Here is a 12,187-nt window from a genome sequence, read left to right on the forward strand (position 1 = left end):
GACTGAATGCTTTTTCATTCTTTAGACTGATTCACTTCGAACGTGTTTCTTCTATAATAAGAGAGCATCAACGAAAATAAATGGAAAGGAAGATGCATGATGCAAATGAAAGCCAAAACGAGACAGACACCTGTTAACAAAGTGAAGTCATTAGTCACTTCCTTGTTTGATACAAAGATGAAACGTCGCCGAAAATTGATGGTGCTCGGTATCATTCTTTACATCGTGAGTCCTGTCGACTTTATCCCTGATTTTATTCCTATGGCTGGTTATGCCGATGACATCCTGATTCCACTTCTATTAATAATTGCCGAGAAATTAGTCTCCAGTGAAGATAATCCAGAACATGCAAATTAATTGCATGTTCTTTTTTTTGGGAGACAAATAGTTATTTGTATGGATTATTGATAGAATAGAAGTATCATAACAAAGAGGTGCAAGATGGATATAAAAATGATAGCAGTAGATATGGATGGAACATTTTTGAATTCAGAAAAGACTTACGACCGGCCCCGATTCGAGAAGTTGCTAGACCGTATGGACGAAAAAGGTATTCGTTTTGTTTGTGCAAGTGGGAATCAACTACCAAAACTAGAATATTATTTTGAAGGCCTCACGGATCGGATGACTTTTGTAGCGGAAAATGGCGCATATATTATCCATAAAGGTGAAGTGCTTTATTCTGCAGTCATGTCTACAGAGATGGTGCAAAAAGGAATTGATGCGCTTCAAGCTTATAGTGACACACCCTTTTTACTATGCGGTGTAAACGGGAGCTATCTCAAAAAGGGTGCGACTGGAAAGTATGCCGATATTTTTCGTCAATACTATTTAAATATCGAAGAAGTGAATAATCTCCATGAGATAGAAGATGAGATTCTAAGTTTTACGACGATTTTTCAAGTCACTGAAGTACCAGAAGTACTGGAGTATTTGGAGGAGCGTATTGGTAAGCATCTTTCTGTCGTAGGAAGTGGCTTTGGCTTTATAGATATTTTATTACCGAACGTTCATAAAGGGCTGGGGATGAAACTCTTACAGGAACGTTGGAATATTTCGGTGGACGCATGTGCAGCTTTTGGCGACAGTCCGAACGATATTGAAATGTTAAAGCAAGTTACACACGGCTATGCAATGGCGAACGCAGAACCATCTGTTAAAGCCGTTGCGAAATACGAAATCGCAGATCACAATACGACGAGCTTACTCGACACCATTGAACAATTAATCGGACTATAATAATAGAAGGAAGTGAACAGCCTTCTGACGTTTGTGTACGTTTGACAAACAGAGTTTCCGATGGTAATGTAAATGCGTGAATCGGTCGGTTTAAAAGAAACGAGTAGATAGATTGAACGGAAGGCCATTAAATAGAAGGAGGAAAATTTTATTATATCCAAAATAAAGCAGACCATTAAAATGAACGATGAGTCAGCGGAAGCGTATATCGGAGCGGCAACACGGGCATTAACCGAAGTGAATGCAAAACCTGACAGAGTAATAGTCTATCATGATGGAAGTATTTATTTAGATATCCCTTTAACAAAAGGGCGTTTGATATGTCCTGTAGGCGCAAACTGTGACTGCTGGAAAATCGAAATTTGGGGTAAATATGAAGATGAGAGAAGTAAATGTTTATTTACTTCAGATACGGTTAGAAAAAAAGTAAGTGGAGCATAAAAAGCTTCGCTTACTTTTTTTGAGCATATAAATTTGACAAATATCGTTTACAGATGTAAACTGAAGTTAAGGTAATGATTACAAATGTAAACACAAACAGGAAAGTTAGAAAGGATGAAGAATATGCAAATTGTATCGACGCCTAAAATATCAGATGCTGAATGGGAAATCATGCGTGTCATCTGGACGAACGAACCTGTGACAAGTCGAACGATTACGGAAGTTCTCAGTGAGAAAATGGATTGGAAGGCTGCCACAATTAAAACCTTGATTGGTCGTTTAGTAGAAAAAGGGTTCGTATCCACAGAAGCAAATGGGAATCGTTTTTTATATTCCGCACTTATATCGGAAGAAGAAAGTATGCGTGAACGGACCGGTAGTGTGTTGCAGCATGTTTGTTCGACGAAAGTGGGAGCCACCCTGGCTGAACTGATTTCGCAATCGGTTTTAAGTAAAGAAGACATTAAACTTTTAGAACGGGCAGTTTCTGAAAAAGCCATGGATGCTGTGGAGACAGTGCAATGCCACTGTTTACATGGGCAATGTGACTGTCATGCGAACCACGAGGAGGAGTTATAACAATGAAACATGAGACACTATTAATAGAAGGAATGTCGTGTGCGAGTTGTGCGCAAGCTGTCGAAAAAGCTGCTGGAAAAGTTGAAGGAGTGAATAATGCCTCGGTTAACTTGGCTACAGAGAAGCTTGCCTTGGATGTTGATCAAGCATTTGATATTCGTAAAGTCGAACAGGCCGTAGCTGATGCTGGGTATAAAGTTGTTAAGCCACTAGAAACAATAACGTTTGGTATATCAGGCATGTCTTGTGCGAGTTGTGCACAAACTGTCGAGAATGCCACGCTCAAACTAGTGGGCGAGGGGCACGCTTCGGTTAATCTTGCGACTGAAAAAATGGTTGTCAATTATAATCCGGATGCAATCACTCTTGCTGATATTACGAAAGCGGTCGCTGATTCGGGATATGAAGCAGTTGTTGAAGTCAGGGACGCGGACACCGTAGATAAGGACCAAGAGAAAAAAGAAGCACATATCAAAGAAATGTGGCAAAGATTTTGGATTTCGGCGGTGTTTACGGTTCCGTTATTGTACGTTTCGATGGGTCATATGATCGGGCTGCCACTTCCAGGAATCATCGACCCGATGCATTACGCGCTAAACTTCTCAATTTTACAGCTGTTACTGACGATGCCGGTAATGATTTTGGGAACGAAATTTTTTACGGGCGGATTCCGAGCGTTATTCAAAGGTCATCCAAACATGGATTCACTCGTTGCTTTGGGAACAAGCGCTGCTTTTATTTACAGCCTCTATGCAACATTTCGTGTATATATGGGAGAAATAGGATTTGCGATGGAACTCTACTATGAATCAGCTGCGGTAATCCTGACTTTAATTACACTTGGGAAATATTTCGAAGCGGTTTCGAAAGGTAAAACTTCAGAAGCAATAAAAAAACTGATGGGGTTAGCACCCAAAACAGCACGAGTAATGCGAGACGGTGCAGAAGTTGAAATTCCGGTCGAAGCTGTTGCAGTGGATGACGTGATTGTGGTTCGTCCCGGAGAAAAATTGCCGGTGGACGGTGTGATAACAGAAGGTTTAACTGCAATCGACGAAGCGATGCTGACAGGTGAAAGTATGCCGGTTGAAAAGAAACCCGGAGATCGTGTTATTGGAGCAAGTATCAATAAGAATGGGATGATTCACTACCGTGCTACAAAAGTAGGGAAAGATACTGCTTTGGCTCAAATCATCAAGTTAGTAGAAGATGCACAAGGTTCTAAAGCACCTATTGCCAAGTTGGCGGATAAAATTTCAGGTGTCTTTGTCCCAATTGTCATCGTTTTAGCTGTGCTTTCTGGCTTGTTGTGGTATTTCTTGGGCCAGGAGTCGTGGATTTTCGCTCTAACGATTACGATTTCAGTACTCGTTATTGCCTGTCCGTGCGCACTCGGTTTAGCAACTCCAACGGCAATCATGGTTGGAACAGGTAAAGGAGCCGAAAATGGCGTTTTAATCAAAAGTGGTGCAGCTTTAGAAACGACGCACAATATCCAAACAGTAGTATTTGATAAAACAGGAACGATCACTGAAGGCGAACCTAAAGTGACAGATATTTTAACAACCCAAATAACTGAAGAAGCGTTATTACACTTATCAGCTTCAGCAGAAAAAGGTTCTGAACATCCACTCGGAGAGGCAATTGTTAAAGCAGCAGCAGATCAAAATATGAATTTGGCCAAGGTTTCTGATTTTGAAGCAATACCGGGCTATGGTATAAAAGTACGTATAGCGGACAATAACCTCTTATTAGGTAACCGCAAACTGATGGTTACAAATAAGATTGAAATTTCCGCCTTGGAAGAAGAGTCCCACCGTCTGGCTTCTGAAGGGAAAACGCCGATGTACATTGCGATTGACGAGCAGTTGGCGGGTATCATCGCAGTGGCGGATACTTTGAAAGCCAGCAGTGCAGCTGCGATTGCGGAACTACATAAGATGGGCATTGAAGTTGTGATGATGACAGGCGATAATAAGCGAACAGCTGAAGCTATCGCGAAACAGGTCGGTATTGACCGTGTCTTGAGTGAAGTACTTCCTGAAGATAAAGCTGAACAGGTTGCTGCACTCCAAGCAGAAGGGAAGAAAGTTGCTATGGTCGGTGATGGCATTAATGACGCACCAGCACTTGCCCAAGCAGATATTGGAATAGCAATCGGAACGGGAACGGACGTAGCAATTGAGTCAGCTGATATTGTGTTGATGCACAGTGATTTAATGGATGTTCCAACTGCGATTGAATTAAGTAAAGCGACGATTAAAAATATCAAAGAAAATTTATTCTGGGCTTTCGCATACAATGTGTTGGGGATTCCAGTAGCTATGGGCGTATTGTATTTATTCGGTGGACCGCTCCTGAATCCAATGATCGCCGGAGCAGCAATGAGTTTCAGCTCTGTATCGGTTCTTTTAAATGCATTAAGACTAAAGCGATTCAAAACATCAAATAAATAGGAGGAAATAGATATGAAACAATCAGTAGTAATAGAAGGAATGAAATGCGAAGGCTGCTCAAACACAGTAAGCAAACTGTTCATGGCTATTCAAGGAGTCGAACGCGTCTTGGTTGACCGTGATACAAAATTGGCAACCGTTGAAGCCGACCGTGAGATTGCAGAGTCAGAGTATACAGACGCATTAGCAGAAACAAAATTTGTAGTTTCTGAAATAAAATAATGTAAAGAGGCGGAGATAATTGAACTGCCCCCTGTCAAGTAGACAGGTAAAAAAACAAAGTATTTTAGACCATGCATGTAAAAATGTGTGGTCTTTTTTTTGTAGCGTTTATGCAATCATTTGTAGAATCTTCTCTTCCGTAGGAATTGCTAATCCCATATCCAAAGTAACGCGTTCATTGTTGAAGAACGCGATGTATGCCTTGATTTTCCGGTCTAAGTACGCTGGTCTGTCAAACGTATCCAGGTTAAACATCTCCACCTTGAGGGTACCCCAAAAGCCTTCCATAGGGCCGTTGTCAATACATTTCGAGACGCGTGACATACTATGGATTATCTGGTGATCTTTAATCATCTTGTTAAAGGCATGGGAGGTGTACTGGGAACCGCGGTCGCTATGAATCAGTGTGGTTTCAGGCTTTACATCACCCAAAATCTGCTTTAGTGTATCCAGTACTAACGGGTTGTCATTGCGGTGACTGGTTTTATAAGCCACGATTTTCTTTGACCCGAGGTCATAAATAGCGCTCAGGTAACGTTTTGTCCCATTGGTCAACCGGAATTCCGTGACATCCGTCAATAACTTTTCCATGGGTCTTTCAGCGTGGAAATCACGGTTTAAGATGTTTTCAGCCACATGTGCAGCTTTGTGTGGCACGTAGTTCCTTCTTTTGCGACGGATGACGGCTGTGATCCCCATGATTCTCATGAGGCGGTGTACACACTTATGATTCACTTTCGCTCTTCTAAAAAAGTTGAGAAAGATGGTCATTCTTCGGTAGCCGTAAATCCCACCGAATGCCTCGTGGATTCCTTTGATCGCCCACATCAGTTTCAGGCGTTTTAATTCTGTTTCTGAGGGTTCCCGTTTTAACCACTTATAGTAGCTGGATTTGGCGATACCCAGTATGTCACAAAGATGGATAACGGGATATTTATGCTTTAATTCTTCAATAGTTAAATATTCCACTTCTTGTCTAACCCCTGTGATTTGTGATTCCCAGCGATTTTTCGGCGCTTTTTTAACGCATCGTTCTCCATTTCTAGCCATTTGTTCCGGGCTTTAAGTGTCTCTACTTCTGCGTTTAAACGTTCTTCCGTTGTTTGAATTTCCGTGGGCTTCCCGCGGCCCCGGTTGTCTTCCAGACCTATCGGTCCATGCTTTTTGTATTTATTCACCCAGGAATAAATGTTACTGTAACTTACATGGTTTTTCTCCGCTGCTTCCAGATAAGTCAGGCGATTGGCTATGTAATCTTCTACGATTTTTAATTTTTCTTCATATGATTTTTTAACACCCGTCATGTTGTACACCTCAGATTTCGGAGAATATGTCTCATTCTCTTTTCCTTCAGTATATCGAATTACCCATTTGTTTACCGTTGTTTTAGATGGAATGTTATATTTAGCGGCTAAGTATGAAAAGCCGTAACCCGTCTGTAGGTATTCAGCTACAATTTTCTGCTTGAATTCTTTCGAGTAACTGCGGTAATTCTTCTGGGAGCGGATCCCTTCCATGCCATGGTCCTGGTACCGATGGACATAATTCATAAAAGTGGTATCAGATAGTTTGAGATGGTGCTGATCAACAAGCGTTCGATAAGAAACACCCCTTAGGTGTAAATCAATTAAATGTAACAGTTCTGGATCGGTATGTTTTCTAGTCATAGAAAAAAACCCCCTTCAAAGTAGTTTGTTTTTTTCAGTGTCTACTTTGAAGGGAGCTTATCAAATAACTCCGTCTTTTATTTTGAATAATAACGCTTTCCAACAAAAGTTTGTAAAACGTATAAAAAAAAACGTTATTTAAAAGGATTTCTAAGAAATAGATGAGCAATTCTAATGTTACAAAAACAATTGTTTGTTGTCATATTTGTCATATTTGCCTTATAACTGTAATGAACGTTCGGTTTTAATACAATGATGTTAAGGGGCGTTAACAAAACGATGTATTTCAGCACAGCCTATTTTATTCGTGTTAGTATTACGATGCTTAGAAAACAAGACCTTCGTATTTGTCACTCGGTCAGTATCTAATGGATCTTGCAGAAATTACTAGCAAGGATAAGAAAGGAAAGAAATAAAAACATGAAATTTAAGAACAAACTATTTGTAGCAGGTGCATCTATTGCATTTTCAGGAATTCTAGCTTTTGCTAACCCAACTGAAGCAAGTGCAGCAGAATGGACAGCTCGTACAGCTGACGAAGTTAAACTAGACATTAAAGAAAACGAAAGCGGAAGTAAATATACCTTCGTTTGGGGCGATACACTTTCAGTAATCGCACAAGCAACAGAAATTTCTTTGGATAAACTCGTTGAAGTTAACAACATTTCGAATGCAGACATGATTATAGTAGGAAATTCAATTCGCTTATCATCAGACAACAAAGTTGTAACTGTTGGTGAAGGTGAAGAACAAAAATCTTACGATGTAAGTTCTGAAGAAGAAATTGTAGAAGTTGAAACACCGGTTGAATATTACGAAGAAGAAGTCGTAGTAGAAGAGCCAGTTGTTGAAGAAGTAGCACCAGCACAAGAAGTTTCAAGCGCTGGTTACCAAATGACTGTTGAAGCAACTGCTTACTCTACTAACCAACCATCATTAAGTGATTACACTTATTCCGGAATTAACTTACGTCAAAACCCTAACGTTGTAGCGGTAGACCCAAGTGTAATTCCTTTAGGATCTACAGTAATTATTCCTGGTTACGGTACATTCGTAGCAGGAGATACAGGTTCAGCAATTATTGGGAACCGTATTGATATTCATATTACAGACTTGAATGCTGCATGGGCATTTGGTCGTCAAGGAATGACTGTAACAGTTCTTCCACCACAATAATAACAATGATTACGCCGGAACCTTGTGTTCCGGTTTTTTTATTGTCTCAATCTGTAAGTGTGCAGAAGTCCGGAAAAAACGGCCGACCTTTGCCGACCTTTCTTCCTAAGTGAGCAAAGGTTTGTAAAATGAAACCAACCTTTGCCGACTAAGACTAAAATCCTACTTAAAAATTAAATCTACCCGCGTTCATCCGCATCGTTAACCAGTTAATGTTACAGGTTGACGATGCGGATTTTTTAAGTTACAGTTTAACTATAATTTTAGAAGTAGGTGATGACGTGTCAACGAAGGATGAAGTTCTAGCAATACTCGAACAAAAAAAGACAGAAAATATTTCCGGTCAAAAAATTGCAGAAATTTTAGGAGTAAGTAGAACCGCTGTTTGGAAAGCAATTAATACCTTAAAAGAAGATGGCTATAAGATACATTCAACTCCCAGTGCGGGCTATCGGTTGCTTGAACCGAGCGATTCATTAAATACTGCAGCAATTCTACCGTTAGTACAGCGCCGTCTAAATGTCGAAACTTTTCAAACGATTGATTCAACCAATGCAGAAGCCAAGCGACGTCTGAATAATCATCCGGATGAAGACTTTTTGATTATATCCGAGCACCAAGAAGCAGGAAGAGGGCGATTAGGAAGAACCTTCTATTCCCCTCCTCGTACAGGCATTTACATGAGTTTGGCTCTCCATGAACTGAGCCCCAATAGTGACGCGACGTTATTAACAACGGCAGCTGCTGTGGCGGTTTGTCAGGCTATCGAAGAGCTGACAACCCTAAAACCTCAAATAAAATGGGTCAACGATATTTTTATTGATGGTAAAAAAGTATGTGGTATTTTAACAGAAGGTATTCTAAGCCTTGAAACGCAGACGATTCAATCAATTATTCTCGGAATTGGTATAAATGTCTTGGAAGACGAGCACTTACCGGAAGATTTACAACCCATTGTGGGAGCACTCTTTAGTGGGGAAAGTACAGTCAGCCGCAATACGTTAGCAGCTAGTATTATTAATCATTTCTATGCAGTATACGAAACGATGGAAACAGGTGCGTTTCTGGATGACTATCGTGACCGTTGTTTTGTATTGGGGAAATCCGTTTCTTTTATCAAAAATAAGCAAACGTATAGAGGGATTGCAACAGGAATCGATGATGCGGGGGCTTTGGAAATCCTGTTGGAAGATCAAACACGCACGAAAATTTCATACGGTGAGATTAGTATTGATTGGAGAGGTTCAAAATGAAGCTTACAACGCGAGATTTGACACACATGAGTATCATGGCAGCTCTAACGCTCGTCAGTAGCTTTATTGCAATCCCGCTAGGGCCGGTTGCCGTAACCTTGCAAACACTCTTCGTTTTATTAACGGGCTTACTCTTCACGCCCATTCAGGCTTTCTACACACAATTACTAAACTTATTATTAATGCTATTGTTGAGAGGACCACAAATTATAATCAGTCCCAGCTTTGGATTTCTCATTTCATTTATAGTTGTCGCGACACTACTCGCGTGGTTGAAAGAAAGTGGCAGGATTAAAAAGGCGAGCCACTTAGTGATCATTGGGACAGTAATCAGTTACGTTATCGGTACACCTTATATGGCTTTTATCCTTAATCAAGTACTGGATTTAAATTTATCTTTTAAAGATATTTTGTATGCCGGAGTTCTCTTGTTTCTGCCCGGAGACGCTATGAAAGCTCTACTGTCTATTGGCTTTCTCAAGAGTATAAACAGAGTGACGGTCTTCCAAAATAAAAGCAAAACTCATTAAAATTTAATTTACTCATTGACTTCTCATTTATTAACCCTTAAGATACAGATACCAAATAAAAAAATGTGAGGTTTTCACGATGAATAAGAAACATGCAAACCAAATCCAAATCAATTTTTACTTTAGCTACTTTAGATAGTTCTGTAGACACACGCAGTGGATACAGACATTTCAAACATTGTTTGTATCTATGGCGGCTAGAGTGAGTTTGCGTGAGCAACTGCCACATAGATTAAAATCTGAGTGGTGATTGCGAAAAGGAAAACTTTCTTTTTACAATAAGAATTTGAGCGACCCATTCAGATTGTTGATATCTGGATGGGTTTTTGTGTTCTTATCAGTGAATAAATAGGAGGAATATAAGATGAGAAAAAATTGGTTATTAAAAGCGGGATTGGTATTGGCATCAGCAGGTATTTTGGCAGGGTGTAGTGGAGAAAGCAAAGCAGAAGGAGATGGAACCGTTAATTTAGGAATTTTACAGTTAATGGATCACGAATCTTTAAACGCTTCTCGCGAAGGATTTTTGGATGTGTTGGAAGATGCAGGGTACATTGAAGGCGAAAACTTGAATGTGGATTACCAGAACGCACAATTGGATCAATCCAATTTACAAACGATGTCAGAACGTCTATCCGGACAAAATGATTTAATTCTAGCCATTGCAACGCCAGCGGCTGTTTCTCTAGCAAATGTGGATCAAGAAACACCGATTTTATTTACAGCAATTACTGATCCAGTTGATGCGGACTTAGTTGCGAGTTTGGATGCACCAGGTGGGAATTTAACCGGAACGACAGATGCGGGTCCGCTTGAGGAACAAATTGCTTTACTTCTTTCATTAACGACGAATCCGACCCACATAGGAATCATTTATAATTCAAGCGAACCAAACTCTGTTATTCAAGGCGATCAGGCAACGGAATTATTAGAAGCTGCAGGCGTAAAAGTAGTATTAAAAACCGTTTCATCTACAAATGAGGTACAACAAGCGATGGAATCGTTGGCAGGAGACGTGCAAGGTATTTACGTGCCAACTGACAATACTTTAGCGAGTACGATGGGATCTGTTAAGCAAGTGGCAGAAGCAAATAAATTGCCGGTCGTTGCTGCTTCCACGGACCAAGTTAAAGCAGGTGGCTTAGCAACATATGGAATCGACTACTACGAACTGGGAAGACAAACAGGTGAAATGGCTCTAGAAATTATTGAAGAGGGCGCTGATCCAGCAACGATGCCTATCCAATCTTCAGAGGTATTGGAACTAGTTGTAAACGAAGAAGTTGCTAAAGCACTTGGTATTGATCCGGCATCTATTACGGTACCCGAATAAATAAACCCACACTTTCTTCGTGTTATTTTAATCTATAGGGTTTATAATGTACACATGATACAAACCCTGGAGGATTAATATGAAAAAATGGTTAACGTTACTATCTACCTTTGCTCTGTTTGGATGTACCACACAGACAGTTGAGCCAGCAGAATCTGGTGAAGAAGAGGGAGTACGCACAGAATCTCAAGCTACAATAGAATCTTCAGAACCACAAGAACCTGAAGAGAAACGGATTTCGTTCATCGGAGTGGGAGATAATTTAATACATGAAAATGTCATCTGGGCTGCTGAAACACCTGATGGCTCTTATGACTTTTCAAATATGTACGAGAATATCGCAGCTGACGTTGAAAATGCTGACTTAGCATTTTTGAATCAAGAGACAATTTTTGCAGGACCGGATTACCCTTACTCCGGCTATCCTTCATTTAATACACCTGAACAACTGGGTACAAATATGGTAGATTTAGGCTTTGATTTAATTAACGGTGCCACGAACCATACGTTGGACTTCGGCGTTGCCGGTGCAACGTATGCACTTGATTTTTGGAAACAATACGAAGATGTGCGTTACACAGGAGTTTTTGAAAGCGAGGAAGCAAGCCTTGAAATACCAACCATTGAACGAGATGGCGTGACATTTTCTTTCTTGGCTTATACATATGGTACAAACGGAATCGAACCGGATACGAATTGGCGTGTGAACTATTTCGACGAAGAGAAAATCCGTACAGATGTCGCAAAAGCCAAAGAAGTCAGCGATGTGGTAATCGTTTCAGCCCATTGGGGAGACGAGAATACCTATGTCGTAAATGAGTACCAAGAATATTATGGTCAGTTGTTTGCTGATTTGGAAGTCGATGTTGTCATCGGAACGCATCCGCATGTCATTCAACCTGTTGAGTGGCTGACTGGCGCAAATGGTAACGAAACGTTAGTTGTCTGGTCGCTAGGGAATTTATTAGCCCACGCACTTGATGATATTAATACGCTTGGGGGGATGGTTTCGTTTGATTTTGTCGTAACCGAAGAGGGAACAGATATCGAAAACATCGTATTCCGTCCAACAGTCTCGCATTTTAGCTACCATTACAATGATAATGGTCGTTTGAAACGAAAGTTTAAAATTTACTATTTAGATCAATACACGGATGAATTAGCAGTAGAGCATGGCTTGAACGCGTTGGATGGCATTTCTGTTACGAAAGAAAGCTATCAAGAGCAAGTCGAAAGCGTTATTGCACCAGAGTTCCTACTTCAGTAAGAACATATTACATATTATTAGAGC

The 12,187-nt window shown here is 40.4% G+C and carries 13 protein-coding genes; 11 read left to right on the forward strand and 2 right to left on the reverse strand.

Going from position 1 to position 12,187, the window contains the following annotated elements; translation table 11 throughout:
* Positions 1-99 precede the first annotated feature (99 nt).
* From G7058_RS09710 to G7058_RS09735, 6 genes are all read left to right on the forward strand, one after another.
* Complete coding sequence (locus tag G7058_RS09710; RefSeq protein ID WP_227004438.1) at positions 100-357, forward strand: YkvA family protein; 258 nt, start codon at positions 100-102, stop codon at positions 355-357.
* 84 nt (positions 358-441) lie between these two features.
* Entirely contained in the window at positions 442-1,239 is a 798-nt protein-coding gene (locus tag G7058_RS09715; protein WP_166063357.1) for a Cof-type HAD-IIB family hydrolase, read from the forward strand.
* Positions 1,240-1,419: 180 nt separating this feature from the next.
* A complete protein-coding gene (locus G7058_RS09720; RefSeq protein WP_166063358.1) occupies positions 1,420-1,680 on the forward strand; it encodes a hypothetical protein in 261 nt (86 codons plus the stop codon).
* A 114-nt stretch (positions 1,681-1,794) separates the two neighbouring features.
* Positions 1,795-2,259, forward strand: coding sequence for a CopY/TcrY family copper transport repressor (locus tag G7058_RS09725; RefSeq protein ID WP_227004439.1), 465 nt, complete (start codon positions 1,795-1,797; stop codon positions 2,257-2,259).
* A gap of 2 nt (positions 2,260-2,261) precedes the next feature.
* Positions 2,262-4,715, forward strand: coding sequence for a heavy metal translocating P-type ATPase (locus tag G7058_RS09730; protein WP_166063359.1), 2,454 nt, complete (start codon positions 2,262-2,264; stop codon positions 4,713-4,715).
* Positions 4,716-4,727: 12 nt separating this feature from the next.
* On the forward strand, positions 4,728-4,937 hold the full coding sequence (locus tag G7058_RS09735) for a heavy-metal-associated domain-containing protein (protein ID WP_166063360.1): 210 nt from the start codon (positions 4,728-4,730) through the stop codon (positions 4,935-4,937).
* Between the two features lie 108 nt (positions 4,938-5,045).
* Here G7058_RS09735 and G7058_RS09740 read toward each other — a convergent pair whose 3' ends face one another.
* Together G7058_RS09740 and G7058_RS09745 are read right to left on the reverse strand one after the other, a co-directional pair.
* Positions 5,046-5,987, reverse strand: a complete 942-nt coding sequence (locus tag G7058_RS09740) for an IS3 family transposase (protein WP_227004412.1) — start codon at positions 5,985-5,987, stop codon at positions 5,046-5,048.
* The gene (locus G7058_RS09745; protein ID WP_166062311.1) at positions 5,894-6,604 is read right to left on the reverse strand and encodes a helix-turn-helix domain-containing protein; all 711 of its coding nucleotides are present in this window, start codon (positions 6,602-6,604) and stop codon (positions 5,894-5,896) included. Before G7058_RS09745 ends, G7058_RS09740 begins: the two co-directional genes overlap by 94 nt.
* A gap of 420 nt (positions 6,605-7,024) precedes the next feature.
* Here G7058_RS09745 and G7058_RS09750 point away from each other — a divergent pair, with 420 nt between their 5' ends.
* The 5 genes from G7058_RS09750 (at position 7,025) to G7058_RS09770 (ending at position 12,163) form a co-directional block, all read left to right on the forward strand.
* Positions 7,025-7,780, forward strand: coding sequence for a 3D domain-containing protein (locus G7058_RS09750; protein WP_166063361.1), 756 nt, complete (start codon positions 7,025-7,027; stop codon positions 7,778-7,780).
* A gap of 281 nt (positions 7,781-8,061) precedes the next feature.
* On the forward strand, positions 8,062-9,033 hold the full coding sequence (locus G7058_RS09755) for a biotin--[acetyl-CoA-carboxylase] ligase (protein ID WP_166063362.1): 972 nt from the start codon (positions 8,062-8,064) through the stop codon (positions 9,031-9,033).
* Positions 9,030-9,563, forward strand: a complete 534-nt coding sequence (locus tag G7058_RS09760) for a biotin transporter BioY (RefSeq protein ID WP_166063363.1) — start codon at positions 9,030-9,032, stop codon at positions 9,561-9,563. Before G7058_RS09755 ends, G7058_RS09760 begins: the two co-directional genes overlap by 4 nt.
* Positions 9,564-9,927: 364 nt before the next feature.
* Complete coding sequence (locus tag G7058_RS09765; RefSeq protein ID WP_166063364.1) at positions 9,928-10,896, forward strand: ABC transporter substrate-binding protein; 969 nt, start codon at positions 9,928-9,930, stop codon at positions 10,894-10,896.
* A gap of 79 nt (positions 10,897-10,975) precedes the next feature.
* Positions 10,976-12,163, forward strand: coding sequence for a CapA family protein (locus tag G7058_RS09770; protein ID WP_166063365.1), 1,188 nt, complete (start codon positions 10,976-10,978; stop codon positions 12,161-12,163).
* Positions 12,164-12,187 lie beyond the last annotated feature (24 nt).

It is taken from the genome of Jeotgalibaca porci, assembly GCF_011299095.1.
Lineage (GTDB): Bacteria > Bacillota > Bacilli > Lactobacillales > Aerococcaceae > Jeotgalibaca > Jeotgalibaca porci.

Bases quoted from the DNA above. Each gene is read 5' to 3' on its own strand.
- G7058_RS09710 (WP_227004438.1), top strand. From the start codon at position 100: ATGCAAATGAAAGCCAAAACGAGACAGACACCTGTTAACAAAGTGAAG.
- G7058_RS09715 (WP_166063357.1), top strand. From the start codon at position 442: ATGGATATAAAAATGATAGCAGTAGATATGGATGGAACATTTTTGAAT.
- G7058_RS09720 (WP_166063358.1), top strand. From the start codon at position 1,420: ATGAACGATGAGTCAGCGGAAGCGTATATCGGAGCGGCAACACGGGCA.
- G7058_RS09725 (WP_227004439.1), top strand. From the start codon at position 1,795: ATGAAGAATATGCAAATTGTATCGACGCCTAAAATATCAGATGCTGAA.
- G7058_RS09730 (WP_166063359.1), top strand. From the start codon at position 2,262: ATGAAACATGAGACACTATTAATAGAAGGAATGTCGTGTGCGAGTTGT.
- G7058_RS09735 (WP_166063360.1), top strand. From the start codon at position 4,728: ATGAAACAATCAGTAGTAATAGAAGGAATGAAATGCGAAGGCTGCTCA.
- G7058_RS09740 (WP_227004412.1), bottom strand. From the start codon at position 5,987: ATGGCTAGAAATGGAGAACGATGCGTTAAAAAAGCGCCGAAAAATCGC.
- G7058_RS09745 (WP_166062311.1), bottom strand. From the start codon at position 6,604: ATGACTAGAAAACATACCGATCCAGAACTGTTACATTTAATTGATTTA.
- G7058_RS09750 (WP_166063361.1), top strand. From the start codon at position 7,025: ATGAAATTTAAGAACAAACTATTTGTAGCAGGTGCATCTATTGCATTT.
- G7058_RS09760 (WP_166063363.1), top strand. From the start codon at position 9,030: ATGAAGCTTACAACGCGAGATTTGACACACATGAGTATCATGGCAGCT.
- G7058_RS09765 (WP_166063364.1), top strand. From the start codon at position 9,928: ATGAGAAAAAATTGGTTATTAAAAGCGGGATTGGTATTGGCATCAGCA.
- G7058_RS09770 (WP_166063365.1), top strand. From the start codon at position 10,976: ATGAAAAAATGGTTAACGTTACTATCTACCTTTGCTCTGTTTGGATGT.